The 23,646-nt window shown below is 51.4% G+C and carries 22 protein-coding genes; 17 read left to right on the top strand and 5 right to left on the bottom strand.

Features of this window, described 5'->3' with window-relative positions:
• Positions 1–29: 29 nt before the first annotated feature.
• The 3 genes from prpC to prpE are packed head-to-tail and all read left to right on the top strand — an operon-like array spanning position 30 to position 4,617.
• Positions 30–1,199 (top strand): 2-methylcitrate synthase, encoded by a 1,170-nt coding sequence (gene prpC, locus LCS67_RS16780; protein WP_001285877.1) that lies wholly within the window; start codon positions 30–32, stop codon positions 1,197–1,199.
• Positions 1,200–1,238: 39 nt separating this feature from the next.
• Positions 1,239–2,690, top strand: coding sequence for a bifunctional 2-methylcitrate dehydratase/aconitate hydratase (locus LCS67_RS16775; protein ID WP_000107074.1), 1,452 nt, complete (start codon positions 1,239–1,241; stop codon positions 2,688–2,690).
• 40 nt (positions 2,691–2,730) lie between these two features.
• Positions 2,731–4,617, top strand: coding sequence for a propionate--CoA ligase (gene prpE, locus LCS67_RS16770; protein WP_000010222.1), 1,887 nt, complete (start codon positions 2,731–2,733; stop codon positions 4,615–4,617).
• 105 nt (positions 4,618–4,722) lie between these two features.
• Here the strand turns inward: prpE and hemB are convergent, their stop codons facing one another.
• Positions 4,723–5,697 (bottom strand): porphobilinogen synthase, encoded by a 975-nt coding sequence (gene hemB, locus LCS67_RS16765; RefSeq protein WP_000130724.1) that lies wholly within the window; start codon positions 5,695–5,697, stop codon positions 4,723–4,725.
• Positions 5,698–6,209: 512 nt separating this feature from the next.
• Here hemB and LCS67_RS16760 point away from each other — a divergent pair.
• Both LCS67_RS16760 and iprA read left to right on the top strand, forming a co-directional pair.
• A complete protein-coding gene (locus tag LCS67_RS16760; protein WP_000556520.1) occupies positions 6,210–9,146 on the top strand; it encodes an autotransporter outer membrane beta-barrel domain-containing protein in 2,937 nt (978 codons plus the stop codon).
• Between the two features lie 85 nt (positions 9,147–9,231).
• Positions 9,232–9,855 (top strand): hydrogen peroxide resistance inhibitor IprA, encoded by a 624-nt coding sequence (iprA, locus tag LCS67_RS16755; RefSeq protein WP_000950234.1) that lies wholly within the window; start codon positions 9,232–9,234, stop codon positions 9,853–9,855.
• A gap of 44 nt (positions 9,856–9,899) precedes the next feature.
• Here iprA and ampH read toward each other — a convergent pair whose 3' ends face one another.
• Positions 9,900–11,057, bottom strand: coding sequence for a D-alanyl-D-alanine-carboxypeptidase/endopeptidase AmpH (gene ampH, locus LCS67_RS16750; RefSeq protein ID WP_000830780.1), 1,158 nt, complete (start codon positions 11,055–11,057; stop codon positions 9,900–9,902).
• A gap of 346 nt (positions 11,058–11,403) precedes the next feature.
• On the opposite strand from ampH, the gene sbmA reads away from it, so the two are divergent.
• Both sbmA and yaiW read left to right on the top strand, forming a co-directional pair.
• Positions 11,404–12,624 carry a peptide antibiotic transporter SbmA gene (gene sbmA, locus LCS67_RS16745; protein WP_000477023.1) on the top strand — a complete coding sequence of 407 codons (1,221 nt, stop codon included), beginning with the start codon at positions 11,404–11,406 and terminating at the stop codon, positions 12,622–12,624.
• Positions 12,625–12,638: 14 nt separating this feature from the next.
• Positions 12,639–13,733 (top strand): surface-exposed outer membrane lipoprotein YaiW, encoded by a 1,095-nt coding sequence (gene yaiW / locus LCS67_RS16740; RefSeq protein WP_001271409.1) that lies wholly within the window; start codon positions 12,639–12,641, stop codon positions 13,731–13,733.
• 37 nt (positions 13,734–13,770) lie between these two features.
• On the opposite strand, the gene LCS67_RS16735 is transcribed toward yaiW, so the two are convergent.
• Positions 13,771–14,079, bottom strand: coding sequence for a YaiY family protein (locus LCS67_RS16735; RefSeq protein WP_000763139.1), 309 nt, complete (start codon positions 14,077–14,079; stop codon positions 13,771–13,773).
• Between the two features lie 267 nt (positions 14,080–14,346).
• Between LCS67_RS16735 and LCS67_RS16730 the strand changes: the two genes are divergently transcribed.
• Positions 14,347–14,562: a DUF2754 family protein gene (locus tag LCS67_RS16730; RefSeq protein WP_001239240.1), complete on the top strand. Its 216-nt coding sequence runs from the start codon at positions 14,347–14,349 to the stop codon at positions 14,560–14,562.
• Between the two features lie 25 nt (positions 14,563–14,587).
• Here the strand turns inward: LCS67_RS16730 and ddlA are convergent, their stop codons facing one another.
• Positions 14,588–15,682: a D-alanine--D-alanine ligase gene (ddlA, locus tag LCS67_RS16725; RefSeq protein WP_001096588.1), complete on the bottom strand. Its 1,095-nt coding sequence runs from the start codon at positions 15,680–15,682 to the stop codon at positions 14,588–14,590.
• Positions 15,683–15,759: 77 nt separating this feature from the next.
• Here ddlA and LCS67_RS16720 point away from each other — a divergent pair, with 77 nt between their 5' ends.
• The 5 genes from LCS67_RS16720 (at position 15,760) to adrA (ending at position 20,287) form a co-directional block, all read left to right on the top strand.
• Positions 15,760–16,473, top strand: a complete 714-nt coding sequence (locus LCS67_RS16720) for an extensin family protein (protein ID WP_000480786.1) — start codon at positions 15,760–15,762, stop codon at positions 16,471–16,473.
• A 168-nt stretch (positions 16,474–16,641) separates the two neighbouring features.
• On the top strand, positions 16,642–17,853 hold the full coding sequence (locus LCS67_RS16715) for a multidrug efflux MFS transporter (protein ID WP_000446772.1): 1,212 nt from the start codon (positions 16,642–16,644) through the stop codon (positions 17,851–17,853).
• Positions 17,854–18,149: 296 nt separating this feature from the next.
• The gene (gene iraP / locus LCS67_RS16710) at positions 18,150–18,410 is read left to right on the top strand and encodes an anti-adapter protein IraP (protein ID WP_001518423.1); all 261 of its coding nucleotides are present in this window, start codon (positions 18,150–18,152) and stop codon (positions 18,408–18,410) included.
• A 352-nt stretch (positions 18,411–18,762) separates the two neighbouring features.
• The gene (gene psiF / locus LCS67_RS16705; RefSeq protein ID WP_000705162.1) at positions 18,763–19,083 is read left to right on the top strand and encodes a phosphate starvation-inducible protein PsiF; all 321 of its coding nucleotides are present in this window, start codon (positions 18,763–18,765) and stop codon (positions 19,081–19,083) included.
• Positions 19,084–19,174: 91 nt separating this feature from the next.
• Positions 19,175–20,287, top strand: coding sequence for a diguanylate cyclase AdrA (adrA, locus tag LCS67_RS16700; protein WP_023233102.1), 1,113 nt, complete (start codon positions 19,175–19,177; stop codon positions 20,285–20,287).
• 14 nt (positions 20,288–20,301) lie between these two features.
• On the opposite strand, the gene proC is transcribed toward adrA, so the two are convergent.
• On the bottom strand, positions 20,302–21,111 hold the full coding sequence (gene proC, locus LCS67_RS16695) for a pyrroline-5-carboxylate reductase (RefSeq protein ID WP_000412193.1): 810 nt from the start codon (positions 21,109–21,111) through the stop codon (positions 20,302–20,304).
• A gap of 139 nt (positions 21,112–21,250) precedes the next feature.
• Between proC and LCS67_RS16690 the strand changes: the two genes are divergently transcribed.
• The 4 genes from LCS67_RS16690 (at position 21,251) to LCS67_RS16675 (ending at position 23,582) form a co-directional block, all read left to right on the top strand.
• The gene (locus LCS67_RS16690; RefSeq protein ID WP_000158137.1) at positions 21,251–21,706 is read left to right on the top strand and encodes a YaiI/YqxD family protein; all 456 of its coding nucleotides are present in this window, start codon (positions 21,251–21,253) and stop codon (positions 21,704–21,706) included.
• Between the two features lie 184 nt (positions 21,707–21,890).
• Complete coding sequence (aroL, locus tag LCS67_RS16685; RefSeq protein WP_000983570.1) at positions 21,891–22,436, top strand: shikimate kinase AroL; 546 nt, start codon at positions 21,891–21,893, stop codon at positions 22,434–22,436.
• Positions 22,437–22,462: 26 nt separating this feature from the next.
• Positions 22,463–22,654 carry a protein YaiA gene (yaiA, locus tag LCS67_RS16680; protein WP_001143161.1) on the top strand — a complete coding sequence of 64 codons (192 nt, stop codon included), beginning with the start codon at positions 22,463–22,465 and terminating at the stop codon, positions 22,652–22,654.
• Between the two features lie 250 nt (positions 22,655–22,904).
• A complete protein-coding gene (locus tag LCS67_RS16675) occupies positions 22,905–23,582 on the top strand; it encodes an AroM family protein (protein WP_001276437.1) in 678 nt (225 codons plus the stop codon).
• The last annotated feature ends 64 nt before the right edge of the window (positions 23,583–23,646 follow it).

Below are 23,646 nucleotides of genomic sequence, written 5' to 3'. Positions count from 1 at the left end.
CTACACATTAAAAAAATGACGAGGACACTATGAGCGATACCACGATCCTGCAAAATAATAACCATGTCATTAAGCCCAAAAAATCCGTCGCCTTGTCTGGCGTACCAGCCGGAAATACCGCTCTGTGTACCGTGGGAAAAAGCGGTAACGATCTGCACTATCGCGGTTACGACATTCTCGATCTGGCGGAGCACTGCGAATTTGAAGAAGTCGCGCATTTACTGATCCACGGAAAATTACCGACCCGCGACGAGCTGAACGCTTATAAAAGCAAGTTAAAAGCGCTGCGCGGATTACCCGCCAATGTCCGTACCGTTCTGGAAGCGTTACCGGCGGCCTCGCACCCGATGGACGTGATGCGTACCGGCGTTTCCGCGCTGGGCTGCACCCTGCCGGAAAAAGAGGGACATACCGTCTCCGGCGCGCGCGATATTGCCGATAAGCTGTTGGCCTCGCTCAGCTCTATCCTTCTTTACTGGTATCACTACAGCCACAACGGCGAACGTATTCAGCCGGAAACCGACGATGATTCCATCGGCGGCCATTTCCTGCATCTGCTGCATGGTGAAAAGCCAACCCAAAGCTGGGAAAAGGCGATGCATATTTCGCTGGTGCTGTATGCCGAGCATGAGTTCAACGCCTCGACGTTTACCAGCCGGGTGATTGCCGGGACCGGCTCGGATGTCTACTCCGCGATTATCGGCGCGATTGGCGCGCTGCGGGGCCCGAAACACGGCGGGGCGAATGAGGTGTCGCTGGAAATTCAACAGCGTTATGAAACGCCGGACGAGGCAGAGGCGGATATCCGTAAACGCGTGGAAAACAAAGAGGTGGTGATTGGTTTTGGACATCCGGTTTACACCATCGCCGACCCGCGCCATCTGGTGATCAAACGGGTGGCGAAACAGCTTTCAGAAGAAGGCGGCTCGCTGAAGATGTACCACATCGCCGACCGTCTGGAAACGGTGATGTGGGAGACCAAAAAGATGTTCCCGAATCTCGACTGGTTTTCGGCGGTCTCCTACAACATGATGGGCGTCCCTACCGAAATGTTCACCCCGCTGTTTGTCATCGCCCGCGTTACCGGCTGGGCGGCGCACATTATTGAACAGCGTCAGGACAACAAGATTATTCGCCCCTCTGCCAACTATACCGGGCCGGAAGATCGTCCGTTTGTCTCGATAGACGATCGTTGCTAACTCACTCTTATTAAAAATAAAACGCAGGAAACGTACCCTATGTCTACCCAAGAACTGAACATCCGCCCGGAATTTGACCGCGAAATCGTCGATATCGTGGATTACGTGATGAACTACGACATCACCTCAAAGGTGGCGTACGACACCGCGCATTATTGCCTGCTCGACACGCTCGGCTGTGGTCTGGAAGCGCTGGAATACCCGGCCTGTAAAAAATTGCTTGGGCCGATCGTGCCAGGCACGGCGGTGCCCAACGGCGCACGCGTGCCGGGCACCCAGTTCCAGCTCGATCCGGTACAGGCAGCTTTTAACATTGGCGCGATGATCCGCTGGCTCGATTTTAACGATACCTGGCTTGCCGCCGAGTGGGGCCATCCTTCTGATAACCTCGGCGGTATTCTGGCGATTGCGGATTGGCTGTCACGCAACGCCGTCGCCGCCGGCAAAGCGCCGCTGACCATGAAACAGGTATTGAGCGGGATGATCAAAGCCCATGAAATTCAGGGCTGCATCGCGCTGGAAAACGCCTTCAACCGTGTCGGGCTTGATCATGTGCTGCTGGTCAAAGTAGCCTCGACCGCGGTGGTCGCTGAAATGCTGGGGCTGACGCGCGATGAGATCCTCAACGCGGTATCGTTGGCGTGGGTCGACGGCCAGTCGCTGCGCACTTATCGTCATGCGCCGAATACCGGTACGCGCAAATCCTGGGCGGCGGGCGATGCGACTTCGCGCGCGGTACGTCTGGCGCTGATGGCGAAAACCGGAGAGATGGGCTATCCCTCGGCGCTCACCGCCAAAACCTGGGGCTTCTACGACGTTTCATTCAAAGGTGAAACGTTCCGTTTCCAGCGTCCTTACGGCTCCTACGTGATGGAAAACGTGCTATTCAAAATTTCTTTCCCGGCAGAATTCCACTCGCAAACCGCCGTCGAAGCGGCGATGACGCTGTATGAGCAGATGCAGGCCGCGGGTAAAACGGCAGCGGATATCGAGAAAGTGACCATCCGCACCCACGAAGCCTGTCTCCGCATTATCGATAAAAAAGGCCCGCTCAATAACCCGGCGGACCGCGATCACTGTATCCAGTATATGGTCGCCGTGCCGTTGCTGTTCGGACGGTTAACCGCGGCGGATTATGAAGACGAGGTGGCGCAGGACAAGCGTATTGACGCCCTGCGCGAGAAAATCGTGTGTTATGAGGATCCGGCTTTTACCGCCGACTATCACGACCCGGAAAAACGTGCTATCGGCAATGCGATCACCGTGGAGTTTACTGATGGCTCACGCTTTGGCGAGGTTGTCGTGGAGTATCCGATTGGTCATGCGCGTCGCCGCGCCGACGGTATTCCGAAGCTTATCGAAAAATTTAAAATTAACCTGGCGCGTCAGTTCCCGACTCGCCAGCAGCAACGCATTCTGGATGTCTCCCTGGACAGAGCCCGCCTGGAGCAGATGCCGGTTAACGAATACCTCGATTTATATGTCATCTGAGCCAGCCAGCAGTAAGGCGTAAGTTCAACAGGAGAGCGTGATGTCTTTTAGCGAATTTTATCAGCGTTCCATTAACGAACCGGAGGCGTTCTGGGCCGAGCAGGCCCGGCGTATCGACTGGCGACAGCCGTTTACGCAGACGCTGGATCATAGCCGTCCACCGTTTGCCCGCTGGTTTTGCGGCGGCACCACTAACTTATGTCATAACGCCGTTGACCGCTGGCGGGATAAACAGCCGGAGGCACTGGCGCTGATTGCCGTCTCATCAGAGACCGATGAAGAGCGTACATTTACCTTCAGCCAGTTGCATGATGAAGTCAACGCTGTGGCCGCTATGCTGCTGTCGCTGGGCGTGCAGCGTGGCGATCGCGTATTGGTCTATATGCCGATGATTGCCGAAGCGCAGATAACCCTGCTGGCCTGCGCGCGCATTGGTGCGATCCATTCGGTGGTCTTTGGCGGTTTTGCCTCGCACAGCGTGGCGGCGCGCATTGACGATGCCAGACCGGCGCTGATTGTGTCGGCGGATGCCGGAGCGCGGGGCGGTAAAATCCTGCCGTATAAAAAGCTGCTTGATGACGCTATTGCGCAGGCGCAGCATCAGCCGAAACACGTTCTGCTGGTGGACAGAGGGCTGGCGAAAATGGCGTGGGTGGATGGGCGCGATCTGGATTTTGCCACGTTGCGCCAGCAGCATCTCGGCGCGAGCGTGCCGGTGGCGTGGCTGGAATCCAATGAAACCTCATGCATTCTTTACACCTCCGGCACTACCGGCAAACCGAAAGGCGTCCAGCGCGACGTCGGCGGTTATGCGGTGGCGCTGGCAACCTCGATGGACACCATTTTTGGCGGCAAGGTGGGCGGCGTATTCTTTTGCGCATCGGATATCGGCTGGGTCGTCGGCCACTCCTATATCGTTTACGCGCCGCTGCTGGCAGGCATGGCGACTATTGTTTACGAAGGACTGCCGACGTACCCGGACTGCGGGGTCTGGTGGAAAATTGTCGAGAAATACCAGGTTAACCGGATGTTTTCCGCCCCGACCGCGATTCGCGTGCTGAAAAAATTCCCGACGGCGCAAATCCGCAATCACGATCTCTCCTCGCTGGAGGCGCTTTATCTGGCCGGTGAGCCGCTGGACGAGCCGACGGCCAGTTGGGTGACGGAGACGCTGGGTGTGCCGGTTATCGACAATTATTGGCAGACGGAGTCCGGCTGGCCGATCATGGCGCTGGCCCGCGCGCTGGACGACAGGCCGTCGCGTCTGGGAAGTCCCGGCGTGCCGATGTACGGTTATAACGTCCAGCTACTCAATGAAGTCACCGGCGAACCTTGCGGCATAAATGAAAAAGGCATGCTGGTGATCGAAGGGCCGCTGCCGCCGGGCTGTATTCAGACTATTTGGGGCGACGATGCGCGTTTTGTGAAGACTTACTGGTCGCTGTTTAACCGTCAGGTTTATGCCACCTTCGACTGGGGAATCCGCGATGCCGAGGGGTATTACTTTATTCTGGGCCGTACCGATGATGTGATTAATATTGCGGGTCATCGGCTGGGGACGCGAGAAATAGAAGAAAGTATCTCCAGCTACCCGAACGTAGCGGAAGTGGCGGTGGTGGGGATAAAGGACGCTCTGAAAGGGCAGGTGGCGGTGGCGTTTGTCATTCCGAAGCAGAGCGATACGCTGGCGGATCGCGAGGCGGCGCGCGACGAGGAAAAAGCGATTATGGCGCTGGTGGACAACCAGATCGGTCACTTTGGTCGTCCGGCGCATGTCTGGTTTGTCTCGCAGCTCCCCAAAACGCGTTCCGGAAAGATGCTTCGCCGCACGATCCAGGCAATCTGTGAAGGCCGCGATCCGGGCGATCTGACAACCATTGACGATCCCGCATCGTTGCAGCAAATTCGCCAGGCGATCGAGGAATAGCCGTAAGCCGATAAGCCGCGTCCGGCAACGGGTTAGCGTCAGCGACTGAATAGTGGGGGGGGGGAACGTCGGGAAAGGGCGGCAGCGCGCCGCCCTGTAACAGAATTAACGCAGAATATTTTTCTCAGCCAGATCCAGCGCGAAGTAACTGAAAATCAAATCGGCGCCGGCGCGTTTAATCGAGCCCAGACTTTCCAGCACGACCTTTTCTTCATCAATGGCGCCAGCCATAGCAGCAAATTTAATCATGGCGTATTCACCGCTCACCTGGTAAGCGCCAAGCGGCAACTCTGTGCGTTCGCGGATTTCACGCAGCACGTCCAGATACGCGCCGGCCGGTTTCACCATTAAGCAATCCGCGCCCTGGGCTTCGTCGAGCAGTGATTCGCGAATCGCTTCACGGCGGTTCATCGGATTCATTTGATACGTCTTGCGGTCGCCTTTTAACGCGGTACCCGCTGCTTCACGGAAGGGGCCGTAGAAAGAAGAGGCGAACTTGGTGGAGTAGGACATTATTGCCGTATCGGTAAAACCGGCGGCATCCAGCGCCTGGCGGATAGCCTGGACTTGTCCATCCATGGCCGCGGAGGGCGCAATAAAATCTGCTCCAGCCGCCGCCGCGATAACGGCCTGCTTGCCGAGGTTGGCCAGCGTCGCATCGTTATCCACACCGTGTTCGCACAACACGCCGCAGTGGCCGTGCGAGGTGTATTCGCAGAAGCAGGTGTCGGACATGACGATCATCTCCGGCACGGTTTGCTTACAGATGCGGGACATTCTTGCCACCAGACCGTCTTCTTTCCAGGTATCGCTGCCGGTGTCATCAGTATGGTGGGAAATGCCGAAGGTCATAACGGAACGAATACCAGCATTTGCGATACGTTCAATCTCTCGCGCCAGCTGCTTTTCCGGGATACGCATTACGCCGGGCATGGCATCAATAGCTTTGTAATCGTCGAGTTCTTCTTCAACAAAGATCGGCAACACCAGGTCGTTCAGGCTAAGTGTTGTCTCTTCAAACATAGCGCGCAGCGCAGCGGATTTGCGCAGGCGGCGAGGGCGATGGATAAGGTCTGTCATGGTCTGCCTGATGTTTGTGGAATCGAAGGCCCAGTATACCTGAATCTGCAGGCAGATGTTTTACGAAAACGGTCCTTAACGTAGCAGGCGCAGCCCCAGCGGCGGCAGAACATGGCGCTTCTTTTATATACCGGAGATTAATACCTCAGGTACTATATCATTTTAAATAAGAATTAGTTTTACGTTGTTTTTAGTTTTATTTCATCGTCATTTAAGTAAATGTGGGTTTTAACATTATTCATATTTATTTTATTTTTCTTTAATCCATATTTATCTCATATGTATTTTATTTTTTTATTTTCTTGTAACCTCATGAAAAAGAATGATTTTTAATTATCTATTTTCCTTTTATTACGTCTTTTTAATTCATGTCCGAATCCGGACTGAGGATAAAGAATAATTGAACCTTTTAGCAATGACGCCGCATAATCCTCCTTGCTAAACATCTATATGTTTTTATGCATTGATAATTGATGGATCAACTATATTACGTCCCTGAGGAGGGATGACAAATGCACTCCTGGAAAAAGAAACTTGTAGTCTCACAATTAGCATTGGCTTGCACTCTGGCAATCACTTCTCAGGCGAATGCTACTACTTACGATACCTGGACTTATTACGACAATCCTACCACCGCGCTTGATTGGAATAATATGGATGCCGCAGGCACTGTTGATGGTAACTATGTAAACTATAGCGGTTTCGTTTACTACAACAATGCCAATGGTGATTTCGATCAGACGTTCAACGGTGACACTGTTAACGGTACGATTTCTACCTATTATCTGAACCATGATTATAATGACGCAACCAGTAATGAGCTGAATATTAGTAATTCAGTTATTCATGGCTCGATTACTTCCATGCTGCCGATTGGTTATTACGATCGTTTTGATACGTTGGATCACGATGGGTATTCTGAATATTATCGGTTCAACAACGGTACTGATACTGTTGACGGAAACTGGTATGACGGTGATGTGTTCACGCTGAACATCGCTAATTCCACCATTGATGATGATTATGAAGCGTTTTACTTCACTGATTCCTATAAGGATGGTGATGTAACTAAGTACACAAATGAAACATTCGATGTCAGCGAAGGCGTGGCGGTGAATCTTGATGTAGAAAGTAACATCAATATTTCCAACAATTCCCGTGTTGCAGGTATTGCCTTGTCTCAGGGAAATACTTACAACAACACTTACACGACGGAATCCCATAACTGGGATAACAATATTAATGTATTTGACTCTACTGTAACTTCCGGTTCAGATTATATCCTGGATAGTGCTTATACTACTGACACTGGTACTTTTGGCACAGGTCACTTTGGCAATTCCGATGAGCCGAGCGATTATACTGGTGCTGGCGACGTTGCATTATCTTTCACTGATGACAATGGTGCTTCAGACTATGCAATGAAGAACAATGTGTACTTCAGTAATTCTACGCTGATGGGTGATGTCAAATTTACCAGTAACTGGAACGCCAATTTCGATGCGGATGGTGATGATACTAACGGTGATGGTGTTCCTGATACCAACCATGGCTGGGCTGATGACGGCCTCAACGTCGACGAACTGAACCTTACACTTGATAATGGCAGTAAGTGGGTTGGTCAGGCGACTTATACTGTTGATACAACGTCCCGTATGTATGATGTTGAAACGAACAGCCTTACTCCAGGCGCAACATTGGAAGATAATGCCTGGAATCGTATCGTTGGTAATGAAGTTTTCCAGAGCGGCGTGTTTAACGTGACGCTGAACAATGGTTCTGAATGGGACACCGTTGGGGACTCGACTGTTGATACTCTGGCTGTAAACAATGGTTCTCAGGTTAATGTTTCTAATTCTGATTTAACATCAGACACCATTAATTTGACTAATGGTTCTTCACTGAACATTGGTGAAGATGGTTATGTTGACACCGATCACCTGACAATTGACTCCTATAGTACTGTTGGTTTGACCGAATCTACTGGATGGAGCACTTATTCCAATCTGTATGCCAATACCATCACCGTAACTAACGGTGGTGTGTTGGATGTGAATGTTGGTCAGTTTGATACCGAAGTATTCAGCACTGATAAACTGGAACTGACCAGCGGCAATACTGCTGATCACAACGGTAATGTTGTTTCTGGTGTGTTCAATATCCATAGCAGTGATTATGTTCTGAATGCTGACCTGGTGAACGACCGTACCTGGGATACCACTCAGGCTAACTATGGTTACGGTACTATCGCGATGAACTCTGACGGTCACCTGACCATCAACGGTAATGGCGATATCAACAACGGCGACGAACTGGATAACAGCTCTGTTGATAATGTTGTAGCGGCCACTGGTAACTATAAAGTTCGCATCGACAACGCTACTGGTGCCGGTTCTGTTGCGGATTACAAAGGCAACGAGCTGATTTATGTCAATGACGTAAACACCGATGCGACCTTCTCTGCAGCAAACAAAGCTGACCTGGGTGCTTACACCTATCAGGCTAAGCAGGAAGGCAACACTGTCGTGCTGGAACAGATGGAACTGACCGACTACGCTAACATGGCGCTGAGCATTCCTTCTGCGAACACCAATATCTGGAACCTGGAACAAGACACCGTTGGTACTCGTCTGACCAACGCTCGTCATGGCCTGGCGGATAACGGCGGCGCATGGGTAAGCTACTTCGGCGGTAACTTCAACGGCGACAACGGCACCATTAACTACGATCAGGATGTTAATGGCATCATGGTCGGTGTTGATACCAAAGTTGACGGTAACAACGCTAAGTGGATCGTTGGTGCGGCAGCAGGCTTCGCGAAAGGCGATCTGAGCGATCGTACCGGTCAGGTGGATCAGGACAGCCAGTCTGCCTACATCTACTCTTCCGCTCGTTTCGCAAACAACATCTTTGTTGACGGTAACTTGAGCTACTCTCACTTCAACAACGATTTGTCTGCTAACATGAGCGACGGTACTTACGTTGACGGCAACACCTCTTCTGACGCCTGGGGCTTCGGTCTGAAACTGGGTTACGACTGGAAACTGGGTGATGCAGGCTACGTAACGCCTTACGGCAGCGTATCCGGTCTGTTCCAGTCTGGCGACGACTACCAGCTGAGCAACAACATGAAAGTTGACGGTCAGTCCTACGACAGCATGCGTTATGAAATCGGTGTAGATGCAGGTTATACCTTCACTTACAGCGAAGATCAGGCGCTGACGCCGTACTTCAAACTGGCTTACGTTTACGACGACTCCAACAACGATGCTGACGTAAACGGCGACTCTATCGACAACGGCGTAGAAGGTTCTGCGGTACGTGTTGGTCTGGGTACTCAGTTCAGCTTCACGAAGAACTTCAGCGCCTACACCGATGCTAACTACCTCGGCGGCGGTGATGTTGATCAAGACTGGTCTGCAAACGTTGGTGTTAAATATACCTGGTAATCATTTTCTCTCAGGAGAAATAAAGGTAATTTAAACTGAAAAATGCCCGTCAAGGACTTGACGGGCATTATTGCAAGGAATGCATATGTTATCTTTAAGTAAGCCACTACAGGAATTCAACAGACTCGATAAATGCCTTTCTAAGCATGGTGCGCGTTTCGAGTTTGTTAACGATAAAGAGATTATCTGTTCACCTGATGAAAGTAATACCCATACCTTTGTTATTTTAGAGGGGGTTGTTTCGTTAGTTCGGGGTGATAAAGTTCTTATTGGTATTGTGCAGGCCCCCTTTATTTTCGGTTTAGCCGATGGTGTGGCGAAAAAAGAGGCACAATATAAATTAATTGCGGAGAGCGGTTGCAACGGTTATCGCCTCTCATCATCACAAACTCTCGCCATCATTGAGCAGAACCAACTGTGGCGTGAAGCCTTCTGTTGGATAGTATGGAAAAGCCAGGTACTGGAACTTCGTGACAAGCAGCTCATTGGTAATAATTCTTACGACCAGATTCGTGCGACGTTAATGACAATGATTGAGTGGGATGAAGAACTTCGCTCACGTATTGGTGTTATGAATTATATTCATCAACGAACGCGCGTATCGCGATCGGTGGTGGCGGAAGTTCTCGCGGCCCTGCGTAAGGGTAATTACATTGAAATGAATAAAGGCAAACTGATCAGTATTAACCGTTTGCCCTCCGAATATTAACAAAAATGTTGCGCCTCGTCTGATATAGCGCGAGGCGCGACGACTCAGGATGCAGGAATAGCAATCGGTTTATTGCCGCTTAGCTCAGTAACCAAATCGTTAATCCCGTCGCTCATATTGGTAAAACGAGTGAGGGGGGAACGGGTTACGACCACAAAAGCGCCAATATTATATTGTGGGATCATCGCCATATAGGTAATAAAACCGCCGCCGCCTCCTGTTTTCTGGATAATGCCAGGACGTCCGTCTTTTGGCGCCATATAGACCCAGCCCAGACCGAGCGCGTCGGCTTTACCTGGTACGTCCATCCCGATGATTTTCTTTAACTGTGTGCGCTGATAAATCAACGTTTGCATACGATCGGCCTGATGACTACGGTGATAGAAATCTGACGACAGATACTGTTGCATCCAGCGCATCATATCTCCTGGCGTAGAATAGACCCCGCCGCTGCCAATGGCTGCCAGCGTATTATTACAGGGGCTTGCGCCTTTCTCTGCCACCATCAGACGCTTACACTGATCGGGAGAGGGGGTAAACGTGGTGTCTTTCATTCCCAGCGGGCGGGTAATCTTTTCTTCAAACAGTTGCGTATAAGGTTTGCCGGAGGCGGTCGCCAGCGCGTCGGCTAACAGGTCGAACGCCAGATTGGAATAGGCCGCCTGCGAGCCTGGCGCGACTTTTAACGTTGCTGTGGAGAGCCAGCTCCAGCGTTGTTCGCGGGTTGGCCAGACAAATACCGGACGATGCGCCGCGCCGCCGGGCTGTTCTCGCGGAAGCGCGCTGGTATGGGTCGCTAAGTTGACCAACGTAATCGGCGTGCCTTGATACGTCGGGACATGCGCGCCGGGAGGCGCATATTTGCTGAGCGGATCGTTTAATTTTACCGTTCCCTGATCGAGCAATTTTACCAACATTTCACTGGTCATTAGCTTGGTGAGCGAAGCGATACGAATGACCGAATCAAGCTGTGGACGAACATTATTGCCCGGTCTGGTGTCACCGAAACTACGAAATACGCGTTGATTGCCGTCGATCACCACCAGCGCCATGCCCGTGGCGCCGCTACCATAAAAGATATGCTCGGCATAACGATCAACGATATCAGAGGCAAAAACCGGATCGGCAATCGGCTGAGCCGCCTGGACAGAAGTAAGTGATGCCGCAAACAGCATGGCAGTAAAAAGCAGACTACGTTTCAACGGTGATGTCCATAAGTGAAATAACGGTGGTTATGCGTATTTATACTACCCGGCGGCACATTGCAAAACGTTAAAGAGAAAAAAGTGGGTGAAAAAACGTAACGGCGGGTTTTCGTGATGAAGAATGTTTACTTTTGTGATAGAGCGCTTGTGATAACCTGATAGCGCCAGCCTGCCTGCTTAGAATGAAACTCGTCGAAACAATTCTGTTGAGCAGAAGTGCGAACTAAGCGTCACAACGTAGGTCACAATGCCTGGTTTAGCCCTTTCATTTGCGTGGGCATGGCGTGATATTGCCGCCGTCACAGCAGCCGTAATAAAGAGAAGAAGTTAGCAGGAGAGCATGATGTTTAAATCTTTTTTCCCAAAGCCAGGGCCGTTTTTCATGTCGGCGTTTGTTTGGGCGCTGATCGCCGTCATTTTCTGGCAGGCGGGAGGAGGAGATTGGGTGGCGCGACTTGTAGGGGCATCCGATGAAGTGCCTATCAGCGCAGCGCGCTTCTGGTCGCTGGACTATCTGATTTTTTATGCTTATTACCTGATTTGCGTGGGTTTATTTGCAACGTTCTGGTTCATCTATAGCCCGCACCGCTGGCAGTATTGGTCGATACTTGGCACCTCGCTCATTATTTTTGTCACCTGGTTTTTGGTGGAGGTTGGCGTTGCGGTTAACGCCTGGTACGCGCCGTTCTATGATTTGATTCAAACGGCGCTCAGCTCGCCGCACAAGGTCACTCTTGGTCAATTTTATCATGAAGTGGGGGTGTTTCTCGGTATTGCGCTTATCGCCGTGGTGATCGGTGTGCTGAACAACTTCTTTGTCAGCCACTATGTATTTCGCTGGCGTACCGCAATGAATGAGCACTATATGGCGCACTGGCAGTACCTGCGCCATATCGAAGGGGCCGCCCAGCGTGTGCAGGAGGACACCATGCGTTTTGCCTCTACACTGGAGAATATGGGCGTGAGTTTTATCAATGCCATCATGACGCTCATCGCCTTTCTGCCGGTGTTGGTCACCCTGTCAGCGCATGTGCCGGATTTACCCATCGTAGGGCATATCCCTTACGGCCTGGTCATTGCCGCCATAGTCTGGTCATTAATGGGGACGGGCCTGCTGGCAGTCGTCGGGATCAAATTGCCGGGGCTGGAATTTAAAAATCAGCGAGTGGAAGCCGCTTATCGTAAGGAGCTGGTCTACGGTGAAGATGACGCCAGCCGCGCCACGCCGCCAACCGTCCGTGAACTGTTTAGCGCGGTGCGTCATAACTACTTCCGTCTCTACTTTCACTATATGTATTTCAACATCGCGCGCATTCTCTATTTGCAGGTCGATAACGTTTTCGGTTTGTTCCTGCTGTTTCCTTCCATTGTTGCCGGTACGATTACGCTGGGGCTGATGACGCAAATCACCAACGTGTTTGGTCAGGTGCGCGGTTCGTTCCAGTATTTGATTAACTCCTGGACGACGCTGGTGGAGCTGATGTCTATTTATAAACGTTTACGTAGCTTTGAACGTCAGTTGGATGGTCAGCCAGTTCAGGAAGTGACCCACTCTTTTAGCTAACAGAAGGAAACGTTATGTCGGCGGCGTCCCGTCTTTATCCTCTGCCTTTTCTGGCGGTCGCCATATTGGCTGGCTGTAGTAGTCAATCCGGGCAGCCGGTGAGCAAGGGCGAGAAGCCTGTCGACGTGGCAAGCGTAGTACGTCAGAAAATGCCGGCCAGTTTCAAAGACAGAGAGGCCTGGGCGAAAGACATCGCGACAACGTTTAAGAGCCAGGGGCTGGCGCCGACGGTAGAAAATATCTGTTCGGTGCTGGCTGTCGCCCAGCAGGAGTCCGGTTATCAGGCTGATCCTGTCGTGCCGGGACTAAGTAAAATCGCCTGGCAGGAGATTGATCGCCGCGCTGAACGACTACACATTCCGCTGTTTCTGGTGCACACCGCGCTGAAAATTAACTCCCCCAACGGCAAGAGCTATAGCGAACGCCTGGACACGGTAAAAACCGAAAAACAGCTTAGCGCTATTTTTGACGACTTTATCAATATGGTCCCTATGGGGCAGACGCTATTTGGCTCATATAACCCGGTGCATACGGGCGGCCCGATGCAGGTCAGCATTGCCTTTGCCGAACAGCACGCGAAAGGCTATCCGTGGAAGATGACGGGTACGGTACGTCAGGAGGTCTTTACGCGCCGTGGCGGATTGTGGTTTGGAACCTACCATTTGCTGAATTACCCGGCGAACTACAGCGCGCCTGTTTTCCGCTTCGCCGACTTCAACGCGGGATGGTACGCCAGCCGTAACGCTGCGTTCCAGAATGCCGTCAGTAAAGCCAGTGGGGTAAAACTGGCGCTGGATGGCGATCTGATTCGTTATAACAGCAAGGAACCGGGCAAAACAGAGTTAGCGGTGCGCAAACTGGCAGGGCAGTTGGGAATGAGTGAGCGTGAAATTCGCAGCCAACTGGAGAAAGGCGATAGCCTGGCGTTTGAAAAAACGGCGCTCTACAAGAAAGTCTATAAACTGGCCGAGGCCAAAACGGGTAAGACGCTTGCGCGGGAAATGTTGCCCGGTATTCAACTGGAAAGTCCGAAGATCACGCGTAAGCTGACGACCGCCTGGTTTGCTAAACGAGTTGATGAGCGGCGGGCGCGGTGTATGGGGCGATAAATTTCGCGCTGGGATATTTTCTCCAGCGCGCTAAGGTTTATTGGTGACGGTGACGCCAGCGTAAAAACGCGGCGATAACGGCGAAAATGAGGCAGCCCGTGAGGAAGGGCACCAGGCCAAAAATCGTCCCGACGCCCAGCCCAATCTCTACCCGCGGTCGACCTGTATCCTGTACCTGCATCAGATGCTCATAGATGCCCGGCGCATGAACCAGCAGGTTTAAGAGTTGCGCTCCGGCCCAGAAGCAAAACAGTACAAATATGGCGTAAGCAATATTTCCGGGCGTAGAGGAGGTTTCTCGATGCTTCCCGCTGAACAGCGATTTTGAGAGAGTGAAATCAGCCATAAAGACCTCCAGGATGATCGGCTACGATCTGGCGTTATGCCATCGGCTTACTGTGAAGTCTGACAGGTCATTGTGTTTGTCAATATCAGAATCATGGTAATTTCACATACGGAATGTATCCATCGCGTAAATTTTTGTTAGTTGTCACAAAACGATCACTTTTATCAAAATCAATTAACATTTAAGAAATTCCGTATCCCCCACAGACTCGCTCGCCAGAAGTATGCAAAAATACGTTTTTGTTGCTGTTAATACGTCGGAGTCGTTATGCGTTTGCCTGTAAAAATTCGTCGTGACTGGCACTACTATGCCTTCTCTATTGGCCTTATCTTTATTTTGAATGGCGTCGTAGGATTGCTGGGTTTTGAGGCGAAAGGATGGCAAACCTATGGCGTTGGGCTGGTAACGTGGATTATCAGCTTCTGGCTGGCGGGGTTCATCATTCGCCGGCGCGAAGATGATGAGGTAAAAGACGCCCGATAAACGTTGCGCTATCGGGCGTGCGCTATTACATCGTGGTTTTTAAGGCGTTATTCGCCGTATGGCGTTCCAGCGCCAGCTCAATCAGGCGGCTGATCAAATCGGTATAGCCCAATCCGCTCGCCTGCCAGAGTTTTGGATACATACTGATATTGGTAAAACCTGGCAGCGTATTGATCTCGTTAATCACGACCTCATTGTCTGCCGTTAAGAAGACATCGACACGCGCCATACCCGCGCACCCCAGCGTCTGATAAGCCTGGATCGCGATCGCGCGGATCTTGTCATTCACCTCGGAAGGGATCTGCGCAGGCACGACAACTTGTGCGCCGTTATCATCAATATACTTAGTATCGTAGGCGTAAAATTCGCTATTCAGTACGATTTCGCCGCAGGTACTGGCCTGTGGGTTATCGTTACCTAATACGGCGCATTCGATCTCGCGCCCTTTGATCCCTTGCTCCACCACCACTTTATGATCGAATTCGAAAGCCAGCGCGACCGCCTGCTGATATTGCGCTTCGTTAGCGACTTTACTAACGCCGACCGAAGAGCCCTGATTGGCGGGCTTAACGAACAGCGGCAGTCCCAGACGGGATTCAACCTCGGCAAAACTAAACGCGTGACGATTCGTTCGGGTGAGTGTAATAAACGGGGCGATATTCAGTCCTGCATCGCGTAGCAGTCGTTTGGCGACGTCTTTATCCATGCAGGCTGCGGAGCTCAGCACGTCTGAACCGACAAACGGTAAGTTTGCGACGCGCAGCATCCCCTGCAATGAGCCGTCTTCGCCCAGCGTACCGTGGACGATAGGAAAAATAACATCTACCGTCGGTAGCGGCTGCCCGTTCTGGGCGTTAATCAACTGGTGTTGGTGTTTGCCAGGCACCTGGGCCAGACTGATTGCCGAAGGACGTAGCGCGATATGTGCCGGATCGTCTGCATTCTGCAAATAATTTTCCGCATCGTTAACATGCCATTGTCCTGCCTTATCTATCCCTAACAGCACCACGTCGAAGCGGGTTTTATCGATCGCATCAACGATATTTTTCGCTGATTGCAAAGACACTTCATGTTCCGCCGACTTACCGCCAAATACTATTCCTACCCGCAATTTCGCCATCTTAAAAACCCATTCCATCGAATGCAAAGCGTATACATTACCACGACAAAACGCGGGTTTCGCGGGCTTCTGCCATAATGTTTATGGGATGTGAGAACGGAGGCCGCGTGAGAGGTAAGGGTTTTCTGATTATTGTGCTGTTGGGCGGCATTGGCGGACTGGGATATCGTTATCTTCCCTCTTATTATAATCCTTTTGCTCCGCTACAACTTGCCGATCCGCCAGGCTGGATCACTACCTTCAAACTACAGCGCCTTACGCTGTCGCAGTGCCGGGAGCTTTTGACGGCGGCCAATCAACAGGGATTAATTTCATCACAACCTGTTGCGGATAGCACTGGTGAATGTCCCTTGTCCCATGTTGTGCGCGTCAGAGATTTTGGCCAGGTCAAACTGAGCAGCAGTTTTTTAGCCTCCTGCCCGTTGGCGCTGCGCTCCGCGCTGTTTGTCGAACAGCAGGCAAAACCTTTAACAGAAACGTGGATGAAGCGCCGCCTGACCCGCATCGAACATCTGGGCAGCTATGCCTGCCGTAATATTTATCACCGCCCGGATGCGCGTCGCAGTGAACATGCCAGCGCAGAAGCGCTGGATGTCAGCGGGTTTCAGCTATCGGATGGCCGAAAAATCACTGTTCTGCGCGGCTGGGGGCGTGAGGAGACGGGGCCCTGGTTACGCGCTATGTTAAACGCCAGTTGCCATTATTATGGCAATGGACTCGGGCCTGACTATAACGCTGCTCATGCTAACCATTTTCATCTTGGAATGCGGGGCTACGGCGTGTGTCGTTAAAGCATAAACGTCTGCCTTGCGCGGCTATATAATGTGATATGTTTCACAAAAATGATGAACGGGGAGACAAAATAGCAAAGTGTGACGTATCGCACCTCTGGAACCACCAGGAAAATGAGAGCTTGCTAAGCTAACGCGTATTTTCAGCTACTTACCGTTACGAGTCTTATGGAATCCTGGAAAGTTAATCTAATTTCCGTTTGGTTTGGATGTTTTTTTACCGGGCTGGCAATCAGCCAAATCCTGCCATTCTTACCCCTTTATATTTCCCAGCTTGGCGTCTCTTCCCATGAAGCGTTATCAATGTGGTCCGGGTTAACGTTTAGCATCACGTTTCTTATTTCCGCCATTGTGTCGCCGATGTGGGGCAGTCTCGCCGATCGTAAAGGGCGTAAACTGATGCTATTGCGCGCGTCGCTCGGGATGGCGATAGCTATTCTACTGCAGGCATTTGCGACCCATGTCTGGCAACTTTTCCTGCTGCGCGGAATCATGGGGTTAACGTCAGGCTATATCCCCAATGCCATGGCGCTGGTAGCCTCTCAGGTACCGCGCGAACGTAGCGGCTGGGCGCTCAGTACGCTTTCTACCGCGCAGATCAGCGGCGTTATCGGCGGGCCGTTAATGGGCGGCTTTGTCGCGGATCATATCGGGCTGCGGGCGGTATTTCTGATTACCGCCATGCTGTTGGTGGTGAGCTTTCTGGTCACGCTATTTTTAATTAAAGAAGGCGTACGTCCGGTCATCAGGAAAAGCGAACGCCTGAGCGGTAAAGCCGTTTTTGCGTCGTTACCTTATCCTGCGCTGGTGATCAGTTTGTTTTTTACCACGATGGTCATTCAACTCTGTAATGGTTCCATCAGTCCAATCCTGGCGCTGTTTATCAAATCAATGATGCCGGACAGTAATAACATCGCCTTTCTTAGCGGGTTAATTGCCTCGGTGCCCGGTATCTCCGCGCTTATCTCCGCGCCTCGCCTGGGAAAACTTGGCGACAGAATCGGCACGGAAAGAATTCTGATGGCCACGCTTATCTGCGCAGTGCTGCTTTTCTTCGCGATGTCCTGGGTCACCACGCCGTTCCAGTTGGGGCTGTTGCGTTTCTTGTTAGGCTTTGCCGATGGCGCGATGTTACCCGCCGTACAAACGTTATTGGTGAAATACTCCAGCGATCAAATTACCGGACGTATTTTTGGTTACAACCAGTCATTTATGTACCTGGGCAACGTGGTTGGGCCGTTGATGGGCGCGACGGTATCGGCGATGGCCGGTTTCCGCTGGGTTTTTATCGCTACGGCGGCGATCGTGTTGATCAATATTGGGCAACTGACCCTGGCGTTACGTCGTCGGCGTAACGCGCAAAAAGCGAAAGGCCAATAGCGGTGCATCGTAACGGCGCTTCTGCCGTTACGATATGGTTTAAATTAAAAGATATATTCTTTATCCGTGAAGTTTTTCTATAGATGGCATAACCTTAAATTATGATATAGCGTGATTATTGTTTTTTGATGGTTTATTATCGTCTCGTTTTCGGTCTGAGAAACGTTTCGCTGCGGCGACAGTGATAATTATTTGTGTAAAGTTCTTCCTGTATCATAAAAATAGTACTTTCAGCCTCTAGGCAGTGGTTCTTCATAGTGATAACGTCACCCTGGAACTAATAAGGAAATATGGTCATGAAAAATCTCATAGCAGAGTTGTTGCTTAAGCTAGCCCAAAAAGAAGAAGAGTCGAAAGAACTGGTTGCTCAGGTAGAAGCGTTAGAGATTATCGTCACAGCAATGTTACGTAACATGGCGCAAAACGAGCAGGAGATGTTGATACGTCAGGTAGAGGGGGCACTTGAAGGCGTAAAGCCGGATGCCAGCGTTCCTGATCACGATACGGAATTGCTGCGCCAATATGTAAAAAAGTTGCTGAGACACCCCCGGCACTAATCGTATTTAAAACAACACAGTTGTTATAACGTTACTTTTATAAAATAGCCCTGGCCGCTTCGTTTTTATTTTGCTCTGTATTAACCAGAAGAAAATAAAAACGAAGCGGCTATGGTAATAACAGTGTAACGCTATGCGCTGTTCTTCTGCATCCTGCCAGTGTGACTGTGGATAATCGAATTGCACATTAGCCTACGGTTTGTCAATCAATAAAACATCTATTGCTCACGGTAAGTAATACTTTTACAACCGGGTGGTATTTTTGCCAGTAACAGCCAGACTTATATAAAGTCCCTGGGATATTTCCCAAAGGGACAACGTGTAATGTGTACACTGACAAAAGGATGGTGCTATGAAAATAACATTACTGGTGACTTTACTTTTTGGCCTGGTCTTTTTAACCGCCGTCGGCGCAACCGAGAAACCGTTAACGCCGCAACAGCAGCGCATGACGACCTGTAATCAGCAGGCGACAGCGCAAGCGTTGAAAGGCGATGCGCGTAAAACCTACCTTAGCGACTGCTTGAAAAATAGTAAGTCAGCCCCTGGCGAGAAAAGCCTGACGCCGCAACAGCAGAAAATGCGTGAATGCAATGTTCAGGCGACGGAACAATCCCTGAAAGGCGATGACCGTAGCAAGTTTATGAGCGCCTGCCTGAAAAAAGCGGCGTAGTGCTATCGGGTGAGCCCTGAAAAACACTCACCCGAAATTTCATACTCCCTCCATGCGCTCTGTTTCTATAATTTGGGAAAATTGTTTCTAAATGTTCCCAAAAATAATGAATGATGAAAATTTTTACCGAAAAGCGGTTGAACAGGCGGTAGCGCCGCCTGACTCTCCTGATGATCGTCAGCGCTCCGGGTTGCGCTTCGCCCGGCGCATCAGGCTACCGCGCGCGGTGGGGTTAGGGGGGATGTTTTTACCGGTGGCCGCCGTGTTAGTGACGCAACCTGTCTTTGGCGGCTGGTGGCTGTTGCTGGTCGGCTGGTCTTTTGTCTGGCCGCATCTGGCGTGGCAGTGGTCGGCGAAAGCCCTTGATCCGCTAAGTCAGGAAATTTACAACCTGAAAGTGGATGCGATCCTCTCCGGCATGTGGATCGCGCTGATGGGCGTCAATATGTTGCCTGCCGCCGCGCTGTTTATGATGATGAGCATGAATCTGATGGGGGCTGGCGGGCGGCAGCTATTCACTGCCGGAATGGGGCTTTTGCTGGCGTCATGTCTGGTGACGTTGCAGCTTACCGGGCTACCCGTCGCGATGCGAAGCTCGTCGCTGGAAGTTACGCTCTCTTTGCCCGTCATTATGTTGTATCCGCTTCTGTTCGCCTGGGTAAGTTACCAAACGGCCATTAAATTAGCGGAACATAAGCGACGCTTGCAGGCGATGAGCTCGCGGGATGGCATGACCGGCGTCTATAACCGACGCCACTGGGAAATTTTATTACGTAATGAATTCGATCACAGTCGACGCCACCATCGGGAGGCGACATTGTTGATTATCGACATCGATCATTTTAAGAGCATTAACGACACCTGGGGACATGATGTTGGGGATGAGGCTATTATCGCCCTGACGCGTCAATTACAGATAACGCTACGCGGGAGTGATATTATCGGGCGCTTTGGCGGCGACGAATTTGCGGTGATTATGTGCGGAACGCCGGCAGACAGCGCGATTACCGCCATGTCGAGAGTGCATGAACGGCTAAATACCTTACGCTTGCCAGGCGCGCCGCAGGTCATGTTACGTATCAGCGTGGGCGTGGCGCCGTTAACGCCACAAATCGGTCATTATCGGGAATGGTTAAAGTCTGCGGATATGGCGCTTTATAAAGCAAAGAATGCCGGACGTAACCGCACCGAAGTGGCGGCATGACGTCCAGCCGGGCTTCAGGATTTACTGAGCGCCTCTGATTTTTCCATACACTTCGTCATCGCTTCTATTACCGCAGCGCGGAAGCCACGTTCTTCCAGAACGCGTACGGCTTCAATCGTCGTTCCGCCAGGCGAGCACACCATATCTTTCAGTTCGCCGGGATGCTTTCCGGTTTCGAGTACCATTTTCGCCGATCCCATGACGGCCTGCGCGGCGAATTTATAAGCCTGAGCGCGAGGCATACCGCCCAGAACGGCAGCGTCCGCCATCGCCTCGATAAACATAAAGACATAGGCCGGCGAAGATCCGCTCACGCCAACCACCGGATGGATCATCGGCTCAGCAATCACTTCCGCCTCGCCAAAGCAGCGGAAAATATTCAGGACATCAGCCGTATCTTCCGGTGTGACCAGCGCGTTTGGCGTGACGGAGGTCATTCCTGCGTTGACCAGCGACGGCGTATTCGGCATAGCGCGAATGATTTTACGGTCGTGTCCCAGCGCTCGCGCAAGCTGATCAAGCGTTACGCCTGCGGCGATAGAGACCACCAGCGAGTCTTTGTTCAGGCTGGAGGAGATTTCACTGAGCACTTTCACCATAATGCCCGGTTTTACCGCGCCGAAAACGATATCCGCGACCTGAGCGACCTCCTGCGCGCTTTGCGCCGCATTAATGCCGTACTGGTCATGCAGGGCGGCAACTTTATCGGGGGAGGGGGTGTAGACCCAGATCTGACCGGGAAGTACCTGACCGCTGGCAATCAGTCCGCCAAGAATAGCCTTGCCCATATTACCGCAGCCAATAAAACCGATTTTCTTCTCCATCTCGTCACTCCCTATGTTTGTGTGTTATGGGGAATGGTTAGCTTAACGCGGATTGAAAACGGGCAGAAGGAGAAACAGCACTTTGATGAAAGGCAAAAGCGCGAGACAATAAAAGATTGTATACCGTACGGGAGACATTATGACCATCTGGGTGGATGCGGATGCGTGTCCGAATGTCATTAAAGAAATTTTGTACCGCGCCGCCGAGCGGATGCAGTTGCCGCTTATTCTGGTTGCCAATCAGGCCTTGCGCGTGCCGCCTTCGCGTTTTATCCGCACGCTTCGCGTGGCCGCCGGGTTTGACGTGGCGGACAATGAAATTGTGCGTCAATGCGAAGCGGGCGATCTGGTGATTACCGCGGATATTCCGCTGGCGGCTGAAGTGCTGGAAAAAGGCGCTGCGGCTCTTAATCCCCGGGGAGAACGCTATAGCGACGCCACGATTCGCGAACGTCTGACGATGCGTGACTTTATGGACACGCTACGCGCCAGCGGCGTACAAACGGGGGGACCAAACACACTCTCGCCGCGCGATCGTCAGCATTTTGCCGCCGAGCTGGATAAGTGGTGGCTGGAAAGCCAGCGTAAAAAATAAATCGTGTAATGAAAAATTTACAGTTTATTCATTTCTGATTCTTGCTATAGTACTAATATTGTGACTTTAGTACCTTTGTGTAAATTATTATTTACATTTATGCGTTGTACTAGTTAGATGATATGATTATAACATTGCTGATATCAAATCCTGCGTATGCGCAGTTCCTGGGGGAACGCCTGCTATGATGCAACCTCTTTATCTTGTTGGCCCGCGGGGCTGTGGGAAAACCACCATCGGTATGGCGCTGGCGCAGGCAACCGGTTTTCGGTTTGCAGATACCGACCGCTGGCTGCAATCGCACGTGCAGATGAGCGTCGCTGATATCGTTGAAAAAGAAGGCTGGGGAGGGTTCCGCGCCCGGGAAACCGCGGCCCTGGAAGCGGTAAGCGCGCCTTCGACTGTTGTGGCGACGGGGGGCGGTATTATTCTCACGGAGTATAACCGACGTTATATGCACCGTGTTGGCGTAGTGATTTATCTGTGCGCGCCGGTATCCACGCTGGTTAACCGGCTTGAGGCTGAACCTGAAGCGGATCTGCGCCCGACCCTCACCGGCAAGCCGTTGAGCGAAGAGGTTCGGGAAGTGCTTGAGCAGCGTGACGCGTTGTATCGCGAAACGGCGCATTACATTATTGACGCGACGAAAACGCCGGCCCAGGTCGTTTCTGAAATTATTGCGGCGTTGCCGCCGTCGACGCAACGGTTACAGGGAGATGTCTATACTTAACGCTCACCCAGAATAAAGGAAACGCTATGCCAACCAGACCACCTTATCCGCGGGAAGCTTATATCGTCACCATTGAAAAAGGCACGCCGGGCCAGACGGTGACGTGGTATCAGCTACGGGCTGACCATCCGAAACCTGATTCGCTCATCAGCGAGCATCCGACCGCAGAAGAAGCGATGGATGCGAAAAAACGTTACGAAGATCCGGATAAATCATAGACGCATGAACCACTCGGAAGGGATTCCGGGTACCCCTAAATTGTATCTCCATCACATTCTTGAAATATTTATACTGGCAACTAAAACCGTAAATTAAGCGATAACAATACAATATTGGAATTATTTGGAATCTTTACACAATACGTTGCTCATCTGCTGCTACGCTTTCTGAGATTTGTAGGGCAGGTAGCGCGGTGAGCGTGTGAATATTTGCCCGGGAATTACGACGAAGTAATAAGGTGGAATAAAAATGAGTGCGTCGTTGGCAATCCTCACAATCGGCGTTGTGCCAATGAGCGAAGTGTTACCGCTTCTGACGGAATACATCGACGAACAACACATCACCCATCATAGCCTGCTGGGAAAAATGAGCCGGGAAGACGTTATGGCGGATTACGCTGTAGAGCCTGGCGACGATCCGCTTTTGACGTTGCTGAATGATAACCAGATAGCCCATGTTTCCCGCCAGAAAGTGGAGCGAGATTTACAGAGCGTTGTCGAGGTGCTGGATAACCAGGGTTATGATGTCATTATACTGATGAGCACCGCGGCGATTAAAAGTATGGCAGCCCGTAATTCTATTTTGCTTGAACCGCTGCGTATTATTCCACCGCTTGTCGCCTCTATTGTGGATGGACATCAGGTGGGCGTGATTGTGCCTGTTGCAGAACTTCTGGCGGCCCAGGAGAAAAAATGGCAGGTATTGCAAATGCCGCCGGTGTATTCGCTGGCGAATCCGGTTCACGGTTCTGAGCAACAGTTAATTGATGCCGGACAGGCGCTACTGGATCAAGGCGCGGACGTCATTATGCTGGATTGTCTGGGTTTTCATCAGCGTCATCGGGATATTTTACAGCAGGCGCTGGATGTGCCGGTTTTACTCTCTAATGTTTTGATTGCGCGGTTAGCTTCAGAACTGCTTGTCTAATTTTACGTGACAGGCCGAACGTCAGGACTCTATATTGGGTGTTAATTTAATAATGAGACGGGGC

The organism is Salmonella sp. A7 (assembly GCF_020181675.1).
Classification (GTDB): Bacteria; Pseudomonadota; Gammaproteobacteria; order Enterobacterales; family Enterobacteriaceae; genus Salmonella; species Salmonella enterica.
This window is presented reverse-complemented; position numbering and strand designations above follow the sequence as displayed.